Genomic DNA, 25153 nt, shown 5'->3' on the forward strand with positions numbered 1-25153 from the left:
GGTTGTATGAAAAGTTATTTTGAGAAATAATAATATAAGTTATTGATAACCTTTATTATATTCTTACAAAATCACAAATTATTACTATTAAATATAAATTAAGCTGCCCTAGGGTGGCTTTTTTATGATAAAAACACAGCCTAATCTACCAAATTTGCTCTTGCTTTACTTATTATATTTAAACTTATTATATTTAAACCTTGCCTTATTAGGATTGACTTATGTCAGACAAATATTATGATGCGTTGCCAAAAGCGCATACTACTTACGCCAATATCATCAAAAGCTTGCTGCCTACTGGTGAAAAGGCCAGCAAAGACTCATTGCCAAACGCCACTTATCATGTCGAGAACTTGCATATCGATCAAAGCAATCTAGACGATTATCGCAAGATTTGCGGTTTTGCGGACAATGGCAAGATTCCGATTACCTATTTTGCAGTGCTATCACAAGCGCTACAGATGAATATGATGGTCAAAGAGTCCTTTCCTTTTGCGATGCTAGGACTTGTCCATGTAGATAATAGTGTCACTCAGCACCGTCCTATTGGTGAGCGCGAAACGGTGACTATGTCTGTGGCGTTCGCCAATCTACGTGAACACAATCAAGGTCAGCAGTTTGACTTTGTGACGACTGTCAAATCAGGGGATGATGTCGCTTGGGAGGGCACATCGACGTATCTATCTCGCGGCAAAACGTCTAGCAGCAAAAGCAAAAAGAGTGCGCCGCGTCCTGTCACTGTCAAGCCGATGATCGATGAAGAGGGCGTGCACAGTGTCTTTGAGGTACCAGAGGATATCGGTCGCCGTTACGCCTTTATTTCAGGAGATTTTAATCTCATTCATTTGCATCCCTTGTCCGCGCGCGCGTTTGGCTTTCCAAAAGCGATCGCTCACGGTATGTGGTCAAAGGCTAAGAGCTTGGCGCTTATCGCTGACTTGCCTGATGCTTGTAAGGTTGAGGTGTCCTTTAAATTACCAATATTTTTGCCATCAGAAGTAGAGCTGATCTCAGAACCTGTGGCTAAGCTTAACGACGCAGCAGACAAGTGCGTATTTGGTCTCTATAGTGCCAAAAACGATAAGCCGCACCTGACAGGTCATATTGAGCTTGTAGACGCGGACGCCTAGTTATTCGTTATGCTAATGGCTTACTCTTAGCTAAGCGCTTATTACTAGCTGATAGGCGCTTAGCAAAAGCTATCACTATCGCTTTATGACAAGCGTATTTTTTATTGACTATGAATAGAACGATTATGACTGAATCTACTCAAAACTTGGATGTGACATCTAGCAACGACGCTAAGAATAATGACGCTAAAAGTAATGACGCCAATGTTCAATACATTGATACTGATAACGGTATTGCCCTCAATCAAGCTTTGCAGCCCTATTTTCGCCCGGACGCGCAGACTATTGTTTGCGGCGCGTTAGATGATGACAAGATAGCTGCACTGGTAAAAGCGGGTGTTGAACTGGTTATCAATCTGCAACCTGATGACGAGCTCGTCTTTGATGAAGCTAATGCGGTCCAGCAAGCAGGCATGAGCTATGAGCAGCTACCTATTAGTGGGGCCAATGATCTCAAGCAGCTTAACATCTTAGCGTTTGATAATATTTTGCGACAGCACCATGGCAAAAAAATTGCGATGCATTGCGGCTCTGGCAATCGTGTTGGTGCGGCGATAGCCCTGCGAGCAGGATGGCTACGCGGTCGCAAGATGGATACTGCTATGGCACGTGGACAAAGTCATGGACTGACTGGTTTAGAAGAAGAAGTGCGTAATCGCTTGCTCGTTCCGCGATAATCAGTGTACAGTCCAAACACCCAACACAAAATAGGCGACCTTTGGGTGGCCTTTTTTTATAAGTAATAAAAATCAATTATTTAAGTCACTATAAACGGAAGTATTATGACCAAGCATACTGATACCGACTTTGAGCTGCGTATCGCGCAGATATTTAATGATTTGCAATTGGATGACGCGCCAGCGGGCGGGGCACTAGTTGTCTATCAAGCAGGCGAATGTATTATGCAGGCGAGTGTCGGTATGGCGCAAAAGGATATACCTTGGCAGGCTGATACCTTATCCTTGAATTTTTCGACAGGTAAAGGGGTACTCTCAACCCTTATTCATGTTTTGGTGTCACAGGGTTTACTCGACTATGATGCCGCGATTGCCAGCTATTGGTCAGATTTTGCCGCTAACGGTAAAGCAGATATCACTTTAAGGCAGGTTCTATCTCATCAGGCCAATCTATTTGCGATCTCCTCTATTGAGACCGATAGCGAGACATTGATCGACTGGCAAGCGATGCTGGCAAAAGTTGCGGCTATGCCAATGACTAAACCTGATGCCAACAGCAAAACTGGCGATGAGTATGAGAGCGCCTATAGCGCCCTAATCTTTGGTTGGGTGCTTGGTGGATTAATAGAAGCGGTCACTGATATGACTCTAGCACAAGCCCTGCGTCACTATTTAACAGAGCCGCTAGGGATAGCAGATAGCTGTTATTTTGGCGTGCCTGAGGCCAAGGTCAATACAGTGGCTAAGCTCGTTAAAGACTTTGAGCCATCAGAGCAAGACAGCCTGCAACCCTCTTCACAAACAGGTGCTAAGCGTCACAAACCGGTATTGAAAGTAGACTCACCTAAAACCCTTGAGATGTATCAAAGCCTGCCAAGCTATCACTGTTGGCAACAGCGCGCCTTGGATAAGCAAGTTGAATCGTCAAACGCGCAAACAGAACTAAACACCGCTCAAATCAACCGCTTGTACTTTGATCATAGCGCTATCAATGCCAATAACTACAGAGCTGCGCTCGTACCGTCCAATCGGCAGCCGATAAATTATCATACCGATGAGGTACTAAAGGCCGTTATACCCGCCGCCAATGGTGTGGCATCAGCGAAGGCACTAGCAACTATTTATGCCATGTTAGCAAACGGCGGCGTTTGGCAAGGCAAAACCATCATCGATAAGCAGACATTTACGCAACTAGCGGCAGCACAGTCAAACAGTATGGACGCGGTTATGCCGGCAGCAATGAATTGGCGTCTTGGGTATCACCGTCTATTTAGCGTCTGCAATGAGACGGATATTGGGTTTGGTCATATGGGTTATAACGGTTCTGTCGCTTGGTGTGATCCAGCGCAGCAATTATCGTTTGCTTTTGTCCATAATTTTGATACCACGATGCTTAATGATATTCGTCAGTTTGCGCTGACAGAAGCGGTTTTGTCTTTGATAAATAAAAACTAGCGCTTAGCAGATGACGCTTAAACCTATCACCCCACCTAGTTGATATCAGGCGTCATCTTTAATAATTTAGGTGCGCTTAAACCATGGACAAAGATAGAGATGAGTATCACAATACTACAGACTACCCATAGTTTGATGGCGTCCTCATCGGCAAAATAGCCTTGATTGAGCGCATAGGAGAGGTAATATAGCGTACCGATACCGCGGATACCCAATGCTGATATAGCATATTTTTCGGTGCGATGCATATCGAGTCCAGACAAAGCGATAATGCCGCCAAGCGGTCTTATTATGAGCAAAAAGACAAAGCTTACGATATAGACTTGCCAAGTGAGCTCAAAATTAGACTGCAATCCTTGACCGATAAGCATACCAAAAGTCACCAGCACAAGTGACATGAGCAAACCCTCAGACTGCTCGGCAAAATCGTGTAGTTCTTCGTGATAGCTGTGCTCATGTTCTGAACGTCGAAACGAAAATGCGGCGACAAATACTGCGATAAAACCATAGCTATGTACGTACTCTGCGATCCCATAGGACAATAATGTCAACGCGATAACAACGTAGCCTTGCGAGATAATGGTCTCACGAGAGTGCCTGGAGAATACCGCTTTTGCCATCAGTTTACCGACGATGACACCGACAAGCACACCGACGCCGATCTGCCATAACACATCTTGCAAAAACCATGAACCCAGCATCTCAAGGCTAAAGCGCTTACCTTCACTATAGGCCTCTGCTATCTTTATAGCCAAATAGACAAAAGGAAATGCCAAACCATCATTGAGCCCTGCCTCTGAGGTCAAAGTAAAGCGCGGCGTATCTTCACCGCCTGTATTAGGCGGCCCAACTTGAATGCTAGAGGCCAGCACAGGATCAGTCGGAGCCAATACCGCACCCAGCAAAATAGCAGCGCCAAGGCTTAAACCAAAGGTGTAATAGCCAAGAATCGCCATCGCAAAGATACAAATGGGCATAGTGATCAATAACAAACGTACGGTTGGACGCCACATCTGCCAAGCCAATTCGGTATCGATCTTGATGCCTGCGCCAACCAAAGAGACGAGTACAACGACCTCAGTGAGCTTTTCGATAATGATGCCGTTCTCTAACGGATCCAAAAATGATAAGGTAAGCCAAAAGTAGCCAATAATGGCACCAAAGCTCACCTGTAGCATAGGTAAAGAGATTGGAACACGTTTGGATATGAGCGGAAATAAAGAGCCAAATAAAAAGGCCATACCACCGATTAATAACAGCAGATTGTAATTCTCAATCATAAGGTTTGTACGCACCGATATTGTAGTTTTTAATTTTTAGTTTTTGAGATGTAAAAAGCTTGTCAATAAAACCTCATTTATCATGACGATAAACCATCAGTGTTTTCGCAAAAAAACGTTATCAAAGACGCAAATACGTTGTGTTTTGGTAGAGTATCCTACTCACAAAAAAGCCAGCACGAATGCTGGCTATATCAGTACTTCTTGACTGTTAACTTTATAGAGTCTTAGCGCTCAACTTGACTCACATCACGTACCGCACCTGTATCGGCGCTAGTGGTCATCGCTGCGTATGCTCGAAGAGCAGGGGAGACGTGACGCTCGCGATCCACTGGTTTCCATGCATTGCGCTCGCGCGCTTCCATCTCAGCGCGGCGCGCGGCCAAATCTTCATCGCTGACATCCATATTGATAGTTCTATTAGGAATGTCAATATGTATAGTATCGCCCTCGATAACAAGACCTATCGCGCCGCCCTCTGCTGCCTCTGGGCTGGCATGACCGATTGACAAGCCTGAGGTGCCACCAGAGAAGCGACCATCGGTGAGTAGAGCACACTGCTTGCCCAACCCTTTGGACTTAAGATACGTCGTTGGATAGAGCATCTCTTGCATACCAGGACCACCTTTGGGCCCTTCATAGCGAATAATAACCACATCTCCTGCGACAATTTGATCCCCTAGTACTGCCTCAACAGCCGCATCCTGTGACTCAAATATACGCGCACGCCCTGTAAACACTAGGTTGCTCTCATCAACGCCTGCGGTCTTGACCACGCAGCCGCGCTCAGCAATATTGCCGTACAGTACCGCAAGGCCGCCATCTGCCGAGTAAGCATGCTTGGCGCTACGAATACAGCCTGACTCACGGTTGACATCGAGATTAGGCCACTCTTTGGCTTGTGAAAAGGCCTCAGTCGTACGTACGCCGCCTGGGGCTGCAATATAACGCGCGCGCGCCTCAAGATTATCAGGATTCATAATATCCCACTTATCGATAGCCGCGCGCATAGAGGGACTATGGATCGTTGGAATGTCTGTTTTGAGCAGCCCTGCGCGATCAAGTTCAGCGAGTAATGCCATAACGCCGCCCGCTCTATGCACATCTTCCATGTGGTATTTTTGCGTAGCAGGGGCAACTTTGGATAGACAAGGTACGCGTCGACTGAGACGATCGATATCTGCCATCTTAAAGTCAATTTCCGCCTCATTAGCCGCGGCTAATAGATGCAAAATCGTATTGGTTGAGCCGCCCATAGCGATATCGAGGCTCATGGCATTCTCAAACGCCGCTTTGCTCGCGATAGAGCGCGGTAATACTGAGTCATCATCCTGCTCGTAGCGGCGCTTGGCTAGATCGACAATAGTACGACCTGCTTCTAAGAATAGCTCACGGCGCAAGGCATGGGTGGCAAGTAGTGAACCATTACCAGGTAAAGATAAACCTAGCGCTTCGGTCAAGCAGTTCATCGAGTTGGCAGTAAACATGCCTGAACATGAGCCGCAAGTAGGACAGGCAGACACCTCGATCGCTAGGACATCCTCATCGCTGATCGTATCGTCAGCGGCGTCCATCATCGCATCGACTAGATCCAATTTGCGAATGGCATTACCTTTACTATCTGTCGCTTGTGCATCGCTTTGACCGTCATTGTTATGGCTATGAGCGACAGTACTGGCAATCACTTTACCTGCCTCCATAGGGCCACCTGAGACGAAGACGACTGGGATGTTCAAACGCATAGCTGCCATAAGCATACCAGGGGTAATTTTATCGCAGTTAGAGATACAAACGAGCGCATCAGCACAGTGAGCATTGACCATATATTCAACAGAATCTGCGATCAAATCGCGACTGGGCAAGGAGTAGAGCATACCGCTGTGACCCATAGCAATACCATCATCAACTGCAATAGTATTGAACTCTTTGGCCACGCCGCCTGCTTTTTCAATCTCACGGGCGACCAATTGTCCTAAATCTTTTAGGTGCACATGACCCGGTACAAACTGCGTAAAAGAGTTAGAGATTGCGATAATAGGTTTGCCAAAATCACCATCGGTCATGCCAGTTGCGCGCCACAACGCTCGTGCGCCTGCCATATTACGACCGCCAGTAGAGGTTTTTGAGCGATAATCCATGGGATATTCCTTACGTTTTAAAAGGGTGTTAATTTGACACAGGAGTGAGTGCTTTGAGGGTTAATAATCGCTAGTAATAGGTTTATAAGCGAATAGCTGTCTTAAGTTATTCGATACGCTCCAAAATAGCCGCCTCAAACCAAGGCAGCTTGTCTTTGTCAGCTTCAAGTTTGGCAATGAGGGCTAAAGCATGCGTCGCTGGCAGTTGCTGATAGTCGCTACTGACCTCAAAGATAAGTACGGACTCATCAGTTGTGCCGTTCTCATCAATACTGACCAGTTTTTGTTTGCCGTTTTTATAAAGTACATCGACACGGCCAAAAAACTGCCAGTCTTTAAAGGCCGCTTTGATAGCGTCTTCCTTATTTTGCATGTACAGCTGCTCGGTGGCTTTGCCTGTATTAGTCCATTGCAAGCGCACGGCTAACTGCAAGGCTTCGCTAAATACGACGACAGAGCCGACCACTTTGATGTGCCAAGGCGTCGATATCAGTGCTTCATCGATACCGATAAGTGTGGCAGCATCCTGAGCGCTCATAGGCGTATTAAATTGAGCAAGCAAGTCAGGCGTTAAAGGATGGCTCTGTTTAACAGCGTCATCTAAGCTATCATAGTGATACAAAAACGGCAATGGTTCATCTTGCGTCACTTGTCTTTTGGTGATTTTACAGTTGTGAATGTGCCATTTGATCAAATCATCAGTGATGGCGTCTGCAAGTATGTAAGCGTTTGGATCTATAGTCGGTTTGACACGGGTATCAAGTGGTATTTGCTCGTAGGTTTCATGAGTATAGGCTACTGCGGCGTCCCCAGCATCCTGATTTGGCTGTACTAAGTCTGGCTGTACTGATATTTTATCGTATGATTGCGTCGAATCCATAGAGTTATCGTCGTCAAAATAGGCTCATAGTATAGCATTTTTGCGCTACTTCTCGCTAATCAATAGTAGCTATATAGGCCATTTAGGCGGCAATAGATGACGTGATAAATAATAGTTTTAAAACAGGTGCACCTTGTAGTTTGCCCCTATATCGTTCACTATAGTTACGCTGATATAAAGGCAAGCTTACCCAAATAAGGATAAAATAATGAGCCAAAACAATTACGACGATAATAATATTTTTGCCAAAATGCTAAACGGTGATATTCCGCATCACAAGGTCTATGAGGATGATAAAACTTTAGCCTTTATGGACATTATGCCGCAAGCAGAGGGTCATGTGCTGGTTATCCCTAAGCAAAAAGCGGTTGATTTAGCTGATCTTGAACCTGAATACGCGGCAGCGGTACTGATGAGTGCTAAAAAGGTAATGAGCGCGCAGCGAGAAGTGTTTGCACGCGAAGGTATTATCCAAATGCAATTAAACGGCGCGCAAGCGGGCCAAACGGTATTTCATTATCACATTCATCTGATACCAGGCAGTATTCATGAATTGGGCGTTCATGCAGCTGCGCAGGCGGACAATGACAAGTTAGCTGAGCTGGCACAAAAGCTTGCAGCAGCGATTGAAAGCTAGCAGTGCACTAACATCAAAGCCTACTAAGCATAAGATAAAGAGTAACTTACGGGTTGCTCTTTTTTTGATTAAAAATGTGTCAAAGCTCCAAAATCAAACTATTGAATCTACTGTTATTTTGGAATTTAGTTGAGGACTATGGTATAAACGTCACCTTTATAGCATGACTGCTCAATTTTTAAGCAGCCATACATTTGATGCTTTTATACAAACTATCGATAACAAGGTGGTTTTAACTACCGGCCCTATTTAGAGGTTTAACTATGCAGAATAAACGCGTGCGCTCTACTATTTTGATGCCCGTATTTATCCCGACAGCGATTGTCATGATATTGCTAGTCATTGGCACTTCGGTCAATCCGCAGCTGGCTAGCGGGGCATTTGAGCAGGTACTGAGTTTTACCACAGAGACTTTTGGCTGGTTTTATATGCTGGCAACGGCGCTGTTTTTGATGTTTATTGTGGTACTAGCGTTTTCTCCTTATGGCGGTATTAAGTTAGGTCCTGATCATGGTGAGGCACAGTATAATTTTATAGAATGGTTTGCGATGCTGTTTTCAGCAGGGTACGGTATTGCGTTGCTATTTTATGGCGTCGCTGAACCCGTACTGCATTTTGCCACGCCGCCACTGTCCGAGCCTCAAACCATTGCTGCCGCCAAAGAAGCCATGCAGATTGCTTATTTTCACTGGGGCTTTCACATTTGGGCGATCAATGGAGTAGTGGCGCTAACCTTAGCTTATTTTGCTTATCGTCAAGGCTTGCCTTTATCTATGCGCTCAACGCTTTATCCGATTATTGGTGACAAGATATACGGCCCTATTGGTCATGCGGTCGATGTGTTTGCCATTTTGGGTACTTTGTTTGGACTTGCCACCAGTTTAGGTATTTCAGTCTCGCAGATTAATACGGGTCTAAACTATTTGGTTCCGAGTATTCCTGTGAATACGACTGTGCAAGTCATTGCTATCACGATCATTACCGGTTTGGCACTGATATCAGTATTGGCAGGGATGGACAAAGGCGTTAAACGCTTGTCTATCTTAAATATGATATTGGCGACTTCCTTGATGTTGTTTGTATTTATTGTTGGGCCCTCGGTATTTATACTCAATGCCTTTATGGAAAATACGGGCAGTTATTTGGGTAATATCGTTGAGCGCACTTTTAGCTTGCAGGCTTATCAGCAAGGTGATTGGATTACCAGCTGGACGCTATTTATTTTTGCATGGACGATTTCGTGGTCTCCATTCGTCGGCATATTTATTGCCAAAATCAGCCGTGGTCGCACTATCCGTGAGTTCATCGCGGGCGTGATGCTAGTGCCAACGATCTTTACCTTCTTTTGGTTTGCTGTATTTGGTGATACGGCGCTCAACATGATTATGGTACAAGGCTATGAGTCGTTAATTAGTGACGTACAGAACAATCAAGCAATCGCTTTGTTTAAGCTACTTGAGAACTTGCCCTTTACGCAAGTGGTTTCCGCTCTAGCAGTGGTACTTATTGTCACCTTTTTTATTACCTCATCTGATTCGGGCTCTCTAGTTATTGACTCGTTAGCAGCAGGCGGTCGCAGTGATACGCCCGCGTGGCAGCGTACGTTTTGGGTGTTGATATTAGGGGTTGTAGCCTCTGTGCTTTTGCTGGCAGGGGGTTTGCAGGCTTTGCAAACAGCAGCTATCGTCAGTGCTTTGCCGTTTACTATTATTATCTTAATTGCTATGTATGGTATGTGGAAAGCGTTACGCATCGAGGGTCATCGTAACGAGAGTTTGGCGAATGAAAACCATCTACCGCCGCATCTGCTCAAACTTGACGCTTGGCGTGACCGCATTGACTACATCACTGAACAACCTAGCCGCGAGGATGTCTTAGACTATATTAAGGGTACGGTCATGTCATCAATGACTGAGGTGGCCGAAAAGTTTAGACAGACGGGCTGGAAACCTGAGGTAAATTACGATGAGGTCAATAATAGGGCAGTGCTGGAGCTACAACGCGGCGATAACGTCGAGTTCTGGTATGAGGTGCGTCTGACTCATCAAGATACACCTGCCTACTATCAAGAAGGCGTCACCAGCAAAGAGAGCGTTACTAGCGATATACCGCAAGAGCACTATCATCGCGCGCAAGTTTACTTACGACGCGGCGGGCAGACCTATGATTTGTATGGGTATCAAAGCGAGTCTGTGATTAATGATATTATCGATCAGTTTGAAAAATATCTGCACTTTTTGCATGAGTCGCCTGATAGTTTGCCTTGGCGAATGCAGGAACATGACGAGCATATTACTCTTGAACAAGGTAGTGTGTTTGATAAGTAAGCATAAATAGACACACCACTTGCAATATAGCTTTCAACCCTTAAAATAGCGGCTTGCTTTTATTAATATATTTGACTAAATGTAAGCCGTTTTTTATGTCTATAGATACCTTGGATACTCCTGATTTGCACCTGCATCCTGCGACGACTCATCCGTTGTTGCAGCCGCTCAATATCGGCGGCTTAACGATACAAAACCGCTTGATGGTTGCGCCTATGGCAGGAGTGACGGACAATCCGTTTCGCAGATTGTGCAAATCCTTTGGCGCAGGTCACGCGGTCAGTGAAATGATCATTGCTGATACTGCTCTGTATGCACGCAAAAAGTCTCTGTACCGTGCCAACTTTGATGGTGAGATTGCGCCAATATCCGCGCAAATTGCAGGGGCAGAACCAGACAAGCTTGCCGAGGCGGCACGTTATCAGGTCGATAATGGCGCGCAGATTATTGATATCAATATGGGCTGTCCTGCCAAAAAAGTCTGCCGTAAGCTTGCCGGTTCAGCACTATTGCAAGACGAGGAGTTGGTCGCAAGGTTGCTCGATACAGCGGTCAACGCGGTCAACGTTCCTGTGACCCTAAAAACCCGTTTGGGGTTTGAAAATGGTCGCGAGAATATATTACGGGTGGCCAAGCGCGCTGAGCAAGCAGGGATTGCTGCTATTGCCATTCATGGGCGTACGCGCGAGGATATGTATACCGGCAACGCCAGATATGAGCTGATACGCGAAGTCAAAGACAGCATTAGCATTCCTGTCATTGCTAATGGCGATATTGATAGCGCCGAAAAAGCCCAGCAGGTATATGAGATGACTGGTTGTGATGCCGTTATGATTGGACGCGCGGCGCAAGGGCAACCGTGGATATTTCGAGATATCGAGCACTATCTGCGTACAGGTGAACGTCTTGATGCGCCAAGTGTGAGTGAGATTAAAGATATTGTACTCACGCATTTACAAGAGCTATATGCGTTTTATGGCGAGTACTCTGGTTGCCGTATTGCCCGCAAACATATCGCTTGGTACACTACAGGTATTCCAAACTCCAACGCCTTTCGTCAAGCGATGTATGATGAGGAGAGTACCGCTGGGCAATTTAAAGTGGTCGAGCGCTTCTTGCAAGCACACGAATAGCGCTATACCTGTAGCACTGTGCCTGCTCTATTGTTTGTGCAGTATGTTTTTATCATAGCATATGAGTCATGATTTTAAGTTGCTTATGACTTTAACTGGCTTATGACTCCAAGTTACTTATGGTTCTAGATTCTCGTCATAGATTTTTTCATGCACACGCTGCGTCCTCTGCGGCGCTTTTTCTTTTTGCCAAGGGAAGCGACCCTCTAGCTCCACTTGCAATGATAAGCTCAAAAACGTACGAATCAGCACAATAAGGCCTAAAACCAATACGCCGCGCAAGGTCGGTTCTGTAACTACCGTCGCCATAATATCAGCGGCAATCAAAACCTCAAGTCCTAGCAAGATAGACTTGCCAACCGTCTGCCTGATTTCGACATAAGTATCATGATTAAAGCCGCCTGTCACCTTGATGCCTCGGTACAGTGCGTAAAATAGTCCTAAAAACATAATCAGAACACCAATCACCTCAACGATTTTGGCAATTAAATCGATATAGTGCGCTAAGGTCTCAATCAAAACATTCTCCTACCTTTACAAAGATGTTTATTTTATCAAATGAGCACGGCAGTATTGTGACACCTTGTTTTAATTCGATACTTGTTTTTATGCAACAAATGAAAAATCACCAAAAGTTGTTTACGCTTTGAAATACCTCTTATAAAAGCAATAGCTCCTTTTGTCGCTGCGTTCTAACAATAAACTTGACAAATTTTAGCCATCAACTAACAATGGTTAAGCGACAAAATATACGGCAGATTTGATAAGTAATCTTTGCTATTTTAAATGTAGGCATTAATATGGAATGTTAATGTATCGATAACCACCAAAAAAAAGGACATCTTATGGCTAACCCCTCGAAAAAAACGATTTCTAAATCTGTTAAAGGCAAAAACATTATTATTACGGGGGCATCAAGTGGTATCGGAGAGCGTACCGCTTATTTGCTAAGCGAATGCGGCGCGCACGTTATAATGCTGGCACGTACTGAAGAAAAACTAAAAAAGGTCAAAGAAAATATCGAGGAGCTTGGCGGTAAAGCCAGCTACTATCCTTGTGATTTGACAGACATGGATGATATCGAAAAGGTGGGCGAACAAATCAAAGCTGATTTTGATCGTATCGATGTGCTAGTCAATAATGCTGGGCGCTCAATCCGCCGCTCGGTTCACGAATCTGTCAATCGTTTTCATGACTTTGAGCGTACGATGGACATCAACTACTTTGGCGCGGTCAAAATCATTTTGGGCTTTTTGCCCGGTATGATAGAGCAGCAAGCCGGTCAAATCGTTAATATCTCATCGATCGGTGTTTTGGCAAATAGTCCGCGTTTTGCCGCTTATGTCGCCTCAAAGTCTGCGCTTGATGCCTTTAGTCGCTGTTTGGCCGCTGAGGTCAAAGGTGACAACGTGACGATCACTAATATCTTTATGCCACTAGTGCGCACGCCTATGATTGCGCCAACTAAGCTGTATCGTTACATGCCAGCGCTAATGCCTAATGAGGCGGCACTAATGATTGCCAAAGCGATCGTAGATAAGCCTAATAGTATCGCTAGCAACATGGGTAAGTTTGCCTCAGCTACTTACTCACTAGCGCCTGCGATCAATGTTGGTATTCAGTCGATGGGTTATCGTATCTTCCCAAGCTCAGATGCGGCGCTCACGACAGACTCCAAACCCAACCTCGCTCAGCGCGCCTTTGCCAAAATCTTGCCAGGTGAGCATCACTAATTGCCTATATCAGTATAAAAACATCACCACAAAAAAGGAATGCATTGGCATTCCTTTTTTTATGCACTATCTCATGAAGCGCTCTAGCCAAACACTCGCCATAGTATCCAAAATAGTCCTGCCATGATGATAACGATGATAAGGAGGCGCTTAACAAGATAGGGGATAACAGGTTTTCTGTAGCCGATATCATCCAACTGACTCTCAACTCCGCGCTGCAAGCTTTTAAACCCTTGCTCAGGTGGCGTGGATTTGACACGGTCTTTGACTAAAGGATCAAAGCCTTCTACCTGTTGCTCTTGATCAAAGCTAATGGCGCTATTGGGAATGCCTTGCTTGCTGGCGATACTATTAAGCTTTTGCTGCTGCTTGTTTTTGAGCGTCATCTCATAGGCATCAATGCGCGCTTTGGCAGCATCCATACTGATGTTTTCATCTTGCGCTAGGTTTTTTATCGCCATGACAAGATTGCCTTTTTCGATCATCATTATCACTGATTTTGGCAGTTTTTTTTGCTTAGTGCTTGTATCGGTATTAGAGCCATCAGGGTTAAACATATTTATCCTTAAGCGTCAATTGCGCCGCTCAATGTGAGTAGTAGCACTTTTATTATAGCAACTTTATTGTGCTTAATTTTAGCCAAAAAAATACCGCAATTAAACAATTACGGTAAATTTATCACTTACTTACTTTTGAGTCTAAAAGACGCTTATAACGCTTTCCAGCGCTGGATAGATTCTTTGATGACTTCTTTAGCTTCGTACACATCGCCCCAAGATTCAACGACAGTCGTGCCCGCTTTTTTCAAGTCTTTGTAATGGCTAAAGTGGAACTGTAATTGATTAATGAGCTGCTTTGGTAGATCGTCCAAGCTATTGTAAGCGTTGCCTGTATCACGGTCATCAGCAGGAACGACAACGACTTTGTCATCGACTTCGCCGTCATCAACGAACTTCATCACACCGATGACTTTCGCTTTTAAGAAAATACCAGTAGGCAGAGGCTGCTCTGTGATGATGAGCGCATCTAGCTCGTCGCCATCTTCATCAAGGGTTTGCGGAATAAAACCATAGTTGCAAGGTTTGGCAAAAATCTGTGGATCAACACGGTCAAGCTCAAATACGGCAAGCTCGCGGTTCCACTCAATCTTGTGGCTGCTACCGGTTGGAATCTCAACCACAACGTTGATAATACCGCCGTCTACATCACCTGCGTCCAAAATTTTATTAAAATCTGCCATAAAGGGCTCCTAATGAATACGTTTTTAGCAAAAAAATGTGAGAAGTAAAAGGTAAGAGGTTACTACGGTTTGCGAGTATAGCAAGTTTGCGACATATTTTCCTATTTTGCTTAAGTCTAAGCTGGCACGATATTATGCAAAATAGGACTCAAAAGCTTAAAACACAAAAGTTATGATTTAGACGCTTATGCTAGAGCGTTTTAAGTTTTAGGTGCAAGAGGTCGCAGCTCGATGAAACCGGCGTGACGCTTAGCGATATTATCGATAAGTTTTTGCGTCGCTTGCTCATAAGATAATGAATCGGTGTCCATAGTGACAAAGTCTGCCAAACGTAGCATTTGCATACCCGCGTACCCGCAAGGGTTAATAGCATTAAAAGCGGACAGATCGCAATTAATGTTGAGCGCAATACCGTGATAGCTAAAGCCGCGCTTAATCTTAAACCCAAGAGAGGCGATTTTGCCGAGCATAATTGTCTCACGCTTAATAGTATGGTCAGAGTCAGTCATGTGACTATATAAGTAAACGCCTGGGGCATCGCGGCGTGCATGAGCGCTGATGTTATCTTGGCTATCCATAGACGCCAAGCAGTCATTGAGCACATCCTCTAATGCTTGTTCAGCATGAGAGACGAGGTTACGTACACTCCAGCCCAAACTGTCCAAGTCAAATAACCAATAAAGCACCAGTTGCCCAGACCCGTGCCAAGTGACTTGCCCGCCGCGATCGGTTTGGATAATAGGGGTATTAGTGTGCTCCAAGATATGCTCTTTTTTGCTTGCTTGCCCCAAAGTATAGACATCATTGTGATCGACTATCCATAACTCATCTGGAGTGCGCTGCGTATGCTGTTTTTTTAATTCAATGCGCTCAAGGGTACGCGCCAGCATTGCCTCGTGGGTTGCTACGTAGTCAGCTTTAGACAATGATCTAATAATCAGGGTATCACTGGTTGGGTGCGTATAATTTTGCATAGTCGTCACAGTATTAGAATATAGGGCTCATGCTTTAAATTGCGCTTCTTGCCCTAATAAAGAGGACTAAGCGCAATGATGGCAATATGAGAAAACAATGGTAGTCATAGACAAGTGTAGCAGCTGTGCTTAATTTTACTATACAAACCTACCAGTACGCTAAATACACTTTTCATTGTGATAGGCTTGCGCTACATTAAGTGGCAACTGACAGTGGCTCACACTGGCTTACTCTAGACATGACAAGGAAGACAAATGACAGATAATGATGTAATCACTCAAGATAATACACAGATGCATACAGATCGTACCATGAGCATTATTAATACCGTTGAGGAGATGCAAGCGCAGTTTACGCGTATGCAAGCGCTCAGTCGTAGCCAGCCGATTAATGACTGGTACGAGCGTGAGACGCAGCTCGACAACCTCGAGCTATTGCTTAGTGATAACCAAGAACAGATTGCCGAAGCTATTAGCGAAGATTTTGGCTATCGTAGCCAGTCTGAGACGCAGTTCGCTGAGCTGTTTCCAAGCTTTACGGGTATCACTCATGCCAAAAAGTACGGCAAAAAGTGGATGAAACCGCAGCGCATGCCGATATCCGCTTTGTATCGTCCCGCGCATAATGAGATTCAGCCGCAGCCTTTAGGACTGGTCGGTATCATGGTGCCATGGAACTATCCACTGTTTTTGGCGATAGGACCGATGATTGATGCGCTCACAGCAGGCAATCGCATCATGATTAAGATGAGTGAAGCGGCGCCTAAGTTTGCTGAAACGTTTGCAAAACTCGTCGCGCATTATTTTTCTCCTGATATGGTCTCTGTAGTGTTAGGCGAAGTTGAGATTGCCGAAGAATTTAGTAAGCTGCCCTTTGATCATCTGCTATATACTGGCTCTACCGCTGTCGGCAAAAAGGTAATGGCAGCCGCTGCGCCCAATCTGACTCCTGTAACTTTGGAGCTGGGTGGCAAATCCCCTGTTATCGTTTTAGAAGGTGCCAATTTAGAGGCGGCGGTCAACCGCGTTATGATGGGCAAAACGCTTAACGCGGGTCAAACTTGTATCGCGCCAGATTACGTACTGATTCAGCGCAAACATCATGATGAATTTATCAGACTCGCAAGAGAGTGGATGGATAAACACTATCCAGATATCGAGAACAATCCTGATTACTCGCGTATTATCAACGGCTCACAGTTCAAACGCGTACAAGGCTATATCGATAGCTTACAAGGCCAAGGCGTCTATCCATTGACCGAAGTGGGACCAGATATCGAGACGCGCTTGATGCCGCCTGTCGTCGTCGTTGAGCCAACCTCTGGTAGCGAGGTGATGAAGAATGAAATCTTTGCACCCGTATTACCGCTCATGCATTACGAGACACTCGATGATGCCATTAGCTTTGTAAACGCGCGTCCTCGTCCACTAGCGCTGTATGTGTTTGGGGACAATCAATATGATATCGACAGAGTGCGCTCAAATACGGTATCGGGCGGCTTATGCATCAACGAAGTTATCTTGCATGTGGTACAGCATGATCTGCCGTTTGGCGGCGTTGGGCATTCAGGTACAGGCGCTTATCACGGCAAAGCAGGATTTGAGCGTTTAAGCCATATGAAGCCTGTGTTTGTGCAGACTAAGCTCAACGGTATGAATTTCTTATTACCTCCTTATGGCGGATTCTTTAAAAAAGCGATGGGTATGTTCTTAAAATAAAGAGAATCTAAAAGATTAGAAATATAAAAGCGCTTATGGATATAAGCGCTTTTTTTTACAAAAAATAAAGTAGTACCTGTAAAGTTGATAAATAAGCGTTTGTTATCTTTATTCTAAATCGCTACACTTTAAATCAATACGTTAAAAGTAATAAAGCTCATCGCTAAGTCTTTTAGTATAAACAGTCATAGTTAGAACTCTAGTTAGACCCACAAATAGGATCGCTCATGCGCCAATGGATTGCACTCAGTGTATTATTGCTCAGCTCATTTTTCTGGTCGATTGTTGGCATGTCGACCGCCTCTGCTGCAACCTCAGCGGCGTGTGATACACCCATTAAGTTTGGCGCGCTGACATGGGAGAGCGGTCAATTTACAGCAGGCGTGCTCAAATACATCACCGAAAATGGCTATGGCTGCACGGTCGAGGAGGTGCCTGGCGCAGGTCCTGCGCTTGAGACCGCACTGTCACAAAACGATATTCAGATCATAAGCGAGCAGTGGGTAGGGCGCTCACCGATTATGGAGCAAGCCATCAATGACAATAAAGTGGCGGTCATTGGCGATACGCTAAAAGGCGGCGCAACCCAAGGCTGGTATGTTCCACAGTATGTAATAGAGGACAATCCAGGTCTACGCCGCTATGAAGATCTGCCCAAATACGCGGAGCTGTTTCGTGATCCACAGGATCCAAAACGTGCGCGATTTATGAATTGTCCTTCTGGCTGGGCATGTGAGATCTTTAATACGCGCCTGCTCAAAAACACAGGTTTAGATAGTGTCTTTAACAATGCACATCCAGGGACAGGTGCGGCGCTCGATGCCGAGATTGCCTCTGCTTTTGAGCAGCGCAAACCGCTGCTATTTTATTACTGGCAGCCAACAGGCTTGATCGCCAAATACGATTTTGCACCGATTGAGTTCCCTGAGCATGTTGATGAGTGCTGGCAAGACCTGTTAATCGCAAATGGCACCTCAGACTGCGTCTCAGGGTTTCCCGTATCACCACTCAAAATCGCCGCCTCAACGCCTTTTATTAACGATAATCCTGATCTGGTTGAGGCTTATAAAAAAGTACAGTTCACCCCTGATCAGCTTAACGGCGCTATTTTAGCTATGAGTGAAAACAAGCGCAGTGGCGATGAGCAAGCCTTACTGTTTTTGCGTGAAAACCCTAGCGTCTGGCAAGAGTGGCTATCGGCTGACGCAGCAAGCAATTTGGCCACAGCTTTAGGTATAAACGCCTCGGGAGGTAGTGCGGGTGATACTGATGTAAACACGCCTCTTGATTCTGTTGAGCCTACAAATAGCTTATTGGCGTTATCATCAAGCTTCCCCTCATGGTCACTTGAGGACTCGCTTAACAAGGCATTGGCAACTGTCGTCAGAGAATACGGCGATGTGTTTCGTAGCATTAGTAGTGTGACATTAACTTATCTATTATTGCCCATTGAGCGCGCTTTAACCTTTATACCGCCTTGGCTTATTATTGCAGCCGTTGCAGTATTGGCATGGTTTGGGGTACGTAAGATATGGTTTGCGCTCGCTTGCGGCGCTGGGCTGTTTTTGATCGGCGCTTTTGGACTATGGGGCGCTTTGGTCGATACTCTGGCGCTGCTGATCGTATCAGTACTGGTCACTATCGTTATAGGGATTCCCATTGGCATTGCGATGTCAGGGAGCCAGATACTACGCAAGATAATCACGCCGATACTCGATGTTATGCAGACGATGCCAAGCTTTGTTTACCTGATACCTGTGCTCATGCTGTTTGGCATTGGTAAAGTGCCCGCGCTGTTTGCAACGGTCATTTATGCTTTGCCGCCACTGATACGTTTAACAATGCTCGGTATCACTCAAGTCAATCACGAGATGATTGAGGCGGGGCGCTCATTTGGTAGTACTCATTGGCAATTGCTTATCTGGGTTAAGCTACCGCAAGCCTTGCCCAGCATCATGGCTGGGGTCAATCAGGCGGTCATGATGTCGCTTGCGATGGTGGTACTGGCCTCTATGATTGGCGCGCCAGGTCTAGGCGAGGATGTATTGCAGTCTATTCAAACGCTCAATATCGGGCAAGGTCTACAAGCAGGTACCGCGATTGTCATTATGGCGATTATCATTGACCGCATTACCCAAGCGTTCGGTCAAGGTAAGCGTGCGCGTCAAAAAACCATTGAAGCGGGTCGCCAGCACATAGGGTAGAGCGTCTTGAGCATTCACAATAGAGAATAATAATGAATCATATTCAACTAGAAAACATCAGCAAAATCTATAACGCTAGCCCTAGTCAAGCCAGATCGGCGCTAGCTCTACTAGCCGAGGGTATGGACAGCGTCGAGGTTAAAAAGCAGACAGGATATTCAGTAGGGCTTTATGATATCAACCTTGCGATTAAAGCAGGCGAGCTACACTGCATCATGGGGCTATCAGGTTCTGGTAAATCAACCTTAATACGCCATCTCAATCGTTTAATCGATCCGACCTCAGGTAAGATATGGGTAGATACATCAATTGATGCCAATACCACTTTGAATGAGATATCAAACGATAGGTTTGCCAAAAGCCTATCAGGCTCTGTAAGCGCAAATTCGCCAGCTACCATATCCGATGCTGCTATCAATATACTTGAATTGGACGACAAGGCACTACAGCACTATCGTCAGCAAACGGTCAGTATGGTGTTTCAGCACTTTGGTCTGATGCCGCATATGACGGTTATACAAAATGTGGCTTATGGTCTACGAGTGCGCAAGATGAGCACGAGCGAGCGTCATGATATCGCGCGTCACTGGCTGAATGAAGTTGGGTTGCCCAATCTTGAGAACAGCTATCCTGATGAACTATCTGGTGGTATGCAGCAGCGCGTTGGGCTGGCGCGAGCGCTGGCGATGGATACGCCTGTACTACTAATGGATGAGGCATTCTCGGCGCTTGATCCTCTGATTCGGGCGCAATTGCAAGATCAGTTATTAGAGCTACAAGCACGTCTTAATAGAACGATTGTGTTTATCACCCATGACATCGATGAGGCGGTTAAAGTGGGTCAACGCATTAGTATATTGAACGGCGGACGCTTGGTACAGACGGGCACGCCAAGTGAGCTACGCGCCAATCCCGCCGATGATTATGTCGCGCAGTTTATGAGTGCAAAGGCTTAATGCTTTACATAGCATTTTGAGAAAACAAAAAACGCTAGGCGGATGAGTACAGGCTTAGCGTTTTTTAGTTTAAGATATAAAGCCTTTAAAATCAGTTATACTTCCAAAATCATTAAGGGTTTGGCTCTAATAATTAACCTTACCATTATTTTATTTATCTCCTCTTTTATACTTATCAGGTTGTCCTATGAGTGCACCTTTTACGCCTATCATTACCTCCTTACTTGATAATGATTTGTACAAATTTACTATGCTCCAAGCCATGTTGCACCAGTTTCCGCAGACTCATGGCGTCTACCGCTTTCGCTGTCGTAATAATGCGGACACCGCCTATCCGCTAGCAACTATTAAGGAGGCTTTGGAGCAGCAGTTAGATAGTTTGTGCGAGTTGCGATTTTTGCAAGATGAGCTTGAATATCTACGCGGTCTGCGCTTTATCCGTTCAGATTTTGTCGATTATTTAGAGCTATTTCAGCTCAAGCGTCGATTTATCACCGTGAGCACTGACGAGAAAGGCCGCTTGCATATCGATATCGAAGGACCTATGATTCAGGCGATGTTCTTTGAGGTCTTTGTCTTAGCTATCGTCAATGAGCTGTATTTTGACGCGTTATCAGATACCGCCGTCATAGAAGAAGGGCAGCGCAGGCTTGATGCTAAGGTAGCTCTACTTCATCAGTATGTTACGCAGCAAACGGCAGGAGAGCCGCCTTTTATCATCGCCGACTTTGGTACTCGTAGACGCTTTAGTAAAGGCTGGCAGGCGCATGTGGTTGAGACTTTGCATAAGGCTGAGCCTAAAATCGTGGGCGGCACCTCCAACGTCTATCTCGCCAAAACTTTGGGAATGACCCCAATAGGCACGATGGCGCATGAGTTTATGCAAGCCTTTCAAGCCTTGGATGTGCGCCTGCGCGATTCACAAAAGGCAGCGCTTGAGGCATGGGTGCATGAATATCGCGGCGATTTAGGAATTGCGCTGACGGATGTCGTCGGCATGGATGCGTTCTTGCGCGATTTTGATCTGTACTTTGCTAAGTTGTTTGACGGATTGCGTCACGATAGCGGCGACCCTTATATCTGGGGCGACAAAGCCATTGCTCACTACCAAAAGCTTAAGATAGATCCCAAGACCAAGATTTTGACCTTTAGTGATGGTCTAGATATTCAAAAAGCTTGGGACTTACATCAGTATTTTAAAGATAGAATTAGGACCAGTTTTGGTATCGGTACCAACTTGACCAATGATATGGGTTTGACCCAAATCAATATTGTCCTAAAACTAGTCGAATGCAACGGACAGCCCGTAGCCAAGATATCAGACAGTCCTGGCAAAACTATGATCAATAATGATACTTATCTAGCATATTTGCGCCAAGTGTTTGAAGTTGATGAACTGGATTAACTTTCAGAGTCTACGCTGATAGAGTCCTCTTCAGCGAACGCGGCATCCAAGGCTTGTTGCACGGCATTGATACGCGTCTCGCACACACGGTAAGCGGCGATGGATTCTTCAACCGTCGTCATTAGATTGTCGATATCCGGCTCGTCTTGTTGCTGAAGCTGAGCGGCATTGGTTTTTAGGATATCATAAGCCGCCTTAAAGGTTTTTGGGGCGGCTTTTTTGCGTTTGCGAGCAGGGGTTGTCATAGCGTTTCCTAGCGTGTTGAGTTTAAAAAGTCTTGTTTAAAATGTTTAATTATCGGCTATCATAAATTTTTCATCATGAGTAGTATTGCCATCGCTAACGTTACTATCAATGATAATGTCTTTAATGCGCGCAGTTGCACTGCCGTCTTTTAGGACAATAGTCAGCGTTTGGTCAGCATATAACTGAGTACTGCTGGTGAATATCTGTTTGCCAGCTTTATCTGTCAGCAAGGTATAGCCTTGATTGAGTACCCGTGCGGGTCGATGCAAGAGCACGATATCACGTAGATGTGCGCTTTCACGCTGTGCTTGTATAACTTGCTGCTGGGCACTTTGAGTGATCGTTTTTTGATAGCGCTTAACCTCTTTGCCAGCAGTGGACGCGTGCTGGTAGGCGCTATCTTTTATTAACTGATGGCGCTCATCGCTAAGGCGCTTAGCTTGTCTAATCTGTCTATGAGCGCTTTGTTGTACGCTTTGCCACGCGTGCTTACTGTCTCTTTGTAGGGCGGTGAGCTGTCCGACTGTTTGCGTTTGTACTTGACTCAATTGACGAGCACACTGCATGTCAGCTTGAGTCAACTGATGACGTGCAGCCTGTTTGATTTGAGCTTGATATGTCAGAGTTTGCGTGATCAAGGCAGCCAGATGACTCATAATTGCTGCGATGACTTTGGAGGGCGTATCAAAGCTGGTGTGCGCCACCTCATCCAATATCACTTTGTCGCGTTCATGACCGATACCGACCCATACGGGGATGGGCTGTTCTGCGACCAGAGCTGCCAGCTCATAGTCGTTGAGATAAGCCAAATCACCGACCGCACCACCGCCGCGTATAATAACGAGTAAATCAGGCAAGCAGTTATAGCGCTCTAAAAACTGCTGCTGAGCGCTGACAATCGCTTGCCGAATCTCACCTGGGGCATGATTGCCCTGAAAGGTCGCATGATGATAGTGAAAATGACAAGCGCCTGTCGAGGCCAGTCTGTTGGCGTCCGCTTGAAAATCGCCTAAGCCTGCTGCTTTTTCGGGAGCGATAACAAGAACATGCTCGATATCAAATGGACTTGGCAATTGCGCGTTTAAGGTCAATAGGCCTTCACCGCTTAGGCGGTCAACCATTTCGGCATACTGGCGCGCCAAGTCGCCCAAAGTATAGCTGGGGTCAATATCCTCAATAGTGAGCGAAAAACCGTATTGCGCATGAAAGTTGGCGGATATCTTTAGCAAAACCGTTAAATCACGGCTAAGCGCCATACCGGTTGCGCGTTCAAACTTAGCAAGCACGCGGGAGGCTTTAAAGCGCCATAGATTGCCGCGGCAGCTGGCCACAACTTTACCATCATCGTCCTTTTCGGCTAATTCAAAGTAGTAATGACCGCCTTTACTGGATAGATTGCGAATCTCAGCTTTGACCCAGACTCTATGATCAAAGGTTTGTTTGATGACCATATCGACAGCAGATAAGTAGTCGCTTAAACGCAGTACGGTATTCTCGAGAGTATCATCCGCCTCGGCAAGCTCAGCCTCTAGCGTTGCCAAATCTTTGGCAGGGGCGAGGACTTTGGCTGATTTGGGCATTGAGAGATTGGGTTTACGCATAATAAGGGAACCACGATGTTAACGCTGAGTGAGCAAAAAGTTTAAAGGAGTAGTTTACCCAAAACACATAGCAAAAAAAAGCAAAGCCAATAAGCTGCTGTTTGATCGCATACTTATTGGCTTATTTTATTATGCAAAATTGCTGGCATTTTGGCTGAGCGATAAGTTACTGACAGCGAAAACTGATAGCGTACTCGTAATCGTCATCACGAGATAAGTTAGGTGTGCCGGTACCAAATATTGACCCCACTACAGCGCCCACTTGTCCAACCATTCGCCCTGAACGCTCATCCAAAATCCCATTGTATCTTGCCTCGTCTTTGACGATGATGACCTGCTTATTGCGGCAAGTTTTTTGAGCACTGTCGATAGCGTTTTGTTGCGCGCCTACTTTGGTGTCAGCAATACCTGTAGTCTCAAAAATTGAGCCTTCGCGCTGAATCACTGGCGATGAGGGCGTGCTTTGACAAGCGCTTAAAGCAAGTACAGCGGCAAGTGCAGCCGTCAACGTCGTAGTTTTAGTCAATGAAGTCATAGCAAATCCTGCTAAAAGGGGAAAAAAGATAAGATACGCTCGACATTACCTTATTTACGCTATCGGCGCTAGAGATATTATCAATACGTTATAAAGATCTTAAAATGACATAAACACAGACAGACACAGCAAATCACTTGAAATAATAATGATATCTAGGATAATTGAATCACAATTTTAACCAATGACGCTCATTATGCCTCTAATATGTGCCCCTGCTGGCGTGCTCGAAGTCGACGCGCTGTGGCAAAACGACAACCCAAATGATCCCAATACTGATACGGTCGCGCTATTGTGTCATCCTAACCCCTTGTTTGACGGTACAATGAACAATAAGGTGGTGACCACTATGTACCGCTTTGCTCGTGACAATGGTATGCACGCTGTGCGTTTTAACTTTCGCGGTGTGGGCGAGTCAACAGGCGAGCATGATTATGCTGAGGGTGAAGTCATTGATGCGATGACCGTGTTACAATGGATTGCAGGACAGACAGGCGCACGCAAATTGTGGCTTGGTGGTTTCTCCTTTGGAGGATACGTGACTGCACGCGCCGCTGAGCAAGTGACAACGTTGCCACATATCTGGGGGCTAAGCGATTTTGAAGTAGCTAATGTGGCACTTATCGCGCCCTCGGTTGAGGACAATGACGTTAGTGATTTGAGCCTGCCTATAGATAGAACGTTTGAGATCTATGGTAATGCTGACGGCGTCATTAGCCCTGATGTTATGCAAGCTTTTGCCGAGCAGCAAGGTATTGCGGTCAGCGTGGTCGATGGCGCAGGACATTTTTTTCATGGCCGATTGTCTGAGCTCAAAGCGCTACTTGAACAGCATAGCTTTGGTAAGCCTATATAACCGTTTTGCCTTTTTGTTTATTTATAC

Annotated in this window: 22 protein-coding genes; 12 read left to right on the forward strand and 10 right to left on the reverse strand. The window is 45.6% G+C overall.

All coding sequences use genetic code 11. The annotated features are described in order from the left end of the window. Positions 1–221: 221 nt before the first annotated feature. From ACTXGE_RS03605 to ACTXGE_RS03615, 3 genes are all read left to right on the forward strand, one after another. Complete coding sequence (locus ACTXGE_RS03605) at positions 222–1130, forward strand: MaoC family dehydratase (RefSeq protein ID WP_443541759.1); 909 nt, start codon at positions 222–224, stop codon at positions 1128–1130. A 125-nt stretch (positions 1131–1255) separates the two neighbouring features. Beyond that, a complete protein-coding gene (locus tag ACTXGE_RS03610) occupies positions 1256–1807 on the forward strand; it encodes a protein tyrosine phosphatase family protein (RefSeq protein ID WP_317198999.1) in 552 nt (183 codons plus the stop codon). A gap of 105 nt (positions 1808–1912) precedes the next feature. Beyond that, the gene (locus ACTXGE_RS03615) at positions 1913–3262 is read left to right on the forward strand and encodes a serine hydrolase domain-containing protein (RefSeq protein ID WP_443541757.1); all 1350 of its coding nucleotides are present in this window, start codon (positions 1913–1915) and stop codon (positions 3260–3262) included. A 35-nt stretch (positions 3263–3297) separates the two neighbouring features. Here the strand turns inward: ACTXGE_RS03615 and ACTXGE_RS03620 are convergent, their stop codons facing one another. The 3 genes from ACTXGE_RS03620 to ACTXGE_RS03630 all read right to left on the reverse strand — a co-directional run bounded on the left by ACTXGE_RS03620 (position 3298) and on the right by ACTXGE_RS03630 (position 7560). Continuing rightward, positions 3298–4542: a cation:proton antiporter gene (locus tag ACTXGE_RS03620; protein WP_435949095.1), complete on the reverse strand. Its 1245-nt coding sequence runs from the start codon at positions 4540–4542 to the stop codon at positions 3298–3300. A gap of 227 nt (positions 4543–4769) precedes the next feature. Next, positions 4770–6680: a dihydroxy-acid dehydratase gene (gene ilvD / locus ACTXGE_RS03625; protein WP_435949094.1), complete on the reverse strand. Its 1911-nt coding sequence runs from the start codon at positions 6678–6680 to the stop codon at positions 4770–4772. A gap of 106 nt (positions 6681–6786) precedes the next feature. Further along, entirely contained in the window at positions 6787–7560 is a 774-nt protein-coding gene (locus ACTXGE_RS03630; protein WP_443541755.1) for a hypothetical protein, read from the reverse strand. A 208-nt stretch (positions 7561–7768) separates the two neighbouring features. On the opposite strand from ACTXGE_RS03630, the gene ACTXGE_RS03635 reads away from it, so the two are divergent. The 3 genes from ACTXGE_RS03635 (at position 7769) to dusB (ending at position 11657) form a co-directional block, all read left to right on the forward strand. Continuing rightward, positions 7769–8197: an HIT family protein gene (locus ACTXGE_RS03635; protein WP_317198994.1), complete on the forward strand. Its 429-nt coding sequence runs from the start codon at positions 7769–7771 to the stop codon at positions 8195–8197. Between the two features lie 263 nt (positions 8198–8460). After that, entirely contained in the window at positions 8461–10524 is a 2064-nt protein-coding gene (locus ACTXGE_RS03640) for a BCCT family transporter (RefSeq protein ID WP_443541753.1), read from the forward strand. A 95-nt stretch (positions 10525–10619) separates the two neighbouring features. Next, positions 10620–11657: a tRNA dihydrouridine synthase DusB gene (dusB, locus tag ACTXGE_RS03645; protein ID WP_443541751.1), complete on the forward strand. Its 1038-nt coding sequence runs from the start codon at positions 10620–10622 to the stop codon at positions 11655–11657. Positions 11658–11774: 117 nt separating this feature from the next. On the opposite strand, the gene ACTXGE_RS03650 is transcribed toward dusB, so the two are convergent. Continuing rightward, entirely contained in the window at positions 11775–12176 is a 402-nt protein-coding gene (locus tag ACTXGE_RS03650) for a DUF1622 domain-containing protein (RefSeq protein ID WP_317198991.1), read from the reverse strand. Positions 12177–12502: 326 nt separating this feature from the next. Between ACTXGE_RS03650 and ACTXGE_RS03655 the strand changes: the two genes are divergently transcribed. Then, positions 12503–13390: an SDR family NAD(P)-dependent oxidoreductase gene (locus tag ACTXGE_RS03655; protein ID WP_435949087.1), complete on the forward strand. Its 888-nt coding sequence runs from the start codon at positions 12503–12505 to the stop codon at positions 13388–13390. Positions 13391–13473: 83 nt separating this feature from the next. Here the strand turns inward: ACTXGE_RS03655 and ACTXGE_RS03660 are convergent, their stop codons facing one another. The 3 genes from ACTXGE_RS03660 to lipB form a co-directional block, all read right to left on the reverse strand. Beyond that, positions 13474–13947 (reverse strand): hypothetical protein, encoded by a 474-nt coding sequence (locus ACTXGE_RS03660; RefSeq protein WP_443541748.1) that lies wholly within the window; start codon positions 13945–13947, stop codon positions 13474–13476. 152 nt (positions 13948–14099) lie between these two features. Beyond that, complete coding sequence (locus ACTXGE_RS03665) at positions 14100–14630, reverse strand: inorganic diphosphatase (protein WP_443541746.1); 531 nt, start codon at positions 14628–14630, stop codon at positions 14100–14102. Positions 14631–14830: 200 nt separating this feature from the next. Then, a complete protein-coding gene (gene lipB, locus ACTXGE_RS03670; protein WP_443541744.1) occupies positions 14831–15604 on the reverse strand; it encodes a lipoyl(octanoyl) transferase LipB in 774 nt (257 codons plus the stop codon). Between the two features lie 255 nt (positions 15605–15859). On the opposite strand from lipB, the gene ACTXGE_RS03675 reads away from it, so the two are divergent. The 4 genes from ACTXGE_RS03675 (at position 15860) to pncB (ending at position 21888) form a co-directional block, all read left to right on the forward strand. Further along, complete coding sequence (locus ACTXGE_RS03675) at positions 15860–17323, forward strand: coniferyl aldehyde dehydrogenase (protein WP_443541742.1); 1464 nt, start codon at positions 15860–15862, stop codon at positions 17321–17323. Positions 17324–17550: 227 nt separating this feature from the next. Beyond that, positions 17551–19527, forward strand: coding sequence for a glycine betaine ABC transporter substrate-binding protein (locus ACTXGE_RS03680; RefSeq protein ID WP_443541740.1), 1977 nt, complete (start codon positions 17551–17553; stop codon positions 19525–19527). Between the two features lie 32 nt (positions 19528–19559). Next, complete coding sequence (locus ACTXGE_RS03685) at positions 19560–20483, forward strand: ATP-binding cassette domain-containing protein (RefSeq protein WP_317198984.1); 924 nt, start codon at positions 19560–19562, stop codon at positions 20481–20483. Between the two features lie 187 nt (positions 20484–20670). Continuing rightward, a complete protein-coding gene (gene pncB / locus ACTXGE_RS03690) occupies positions 20671–21888 on the forward strand; it encodes a nicotinate phosphoribosyltransferase (RefSeq protein WP_317198983.1) in 1218 nt (405 codons plus the stop codon). Here pncB and xseB read toward each other — a convergent pair. From xseB to ACTXGE_RS03705, 3 genes are all read right to left on the reverse strand, one after another. After that, complete coding sequence (gene xseB, locus ACTXGE_RS03695) at positions 21885–22133, reverse strand: exodeoxyribonuclease VII small subunit (protein WP_317198982.1); 249 nt, start codon at positions 22131–22133, stop codon at positions 21885–21887. The genes pncB and xseB overlap by 4 nt on opposite strands. A 45-nt stretch (positions 22134–22178) precedes the next feature. Further along, positions 22179–23735 (reverse strand): exodeoxyribonuclease VII large subunit, encoded by a 1557-nt coding sequence (gene xseA, locus ACTXGE_RS03700; RefSeq protein ID WP_435949073.1) that lies wholly within the window; start codon positions 23733–23735, stop codon positions 22179–22181. 166 nt (positions 23736–23901) lie between these two features. Further along, positions 23902–24270 (reverse strand): hypothetical protein, encoded by a 369-nt coding sequence (locus ACTXGE_RS03705; RefSeq protein ID WP_435949072.1) that lies wholly within the window; start codon positions 24268–24270, stop codon positions 23902–23904. Between the two features lie 196 nt (positions 24271–24466). On the opposite strand from ACTXGE_RS03705, the gene ACTXGE_RS03710 reads away from it, so the two are divergent. Next, positions 24467–25126: an alpha/beta hydrolase gene (locus ACTXGE_RS03710; protein ID WP_435949070.1), complete on the forward strand. Its 660-nt coding sequence runs from the start codon at positions 24467–24469 to the stop codon at positions 25124–25126. Positions 25127–25153 lie beyond the last annotated feature (27 nt).

The organism is Psychrobacter sp. T6-4, assembly GCF_052258425.1.
In the GTDB taxonomy this organism is placed as follows: Bacteria; Pseudomonadota; Gammaproteobacteria; order Pseudomonadales; family Moraxellaceae; genus Psychrobacter.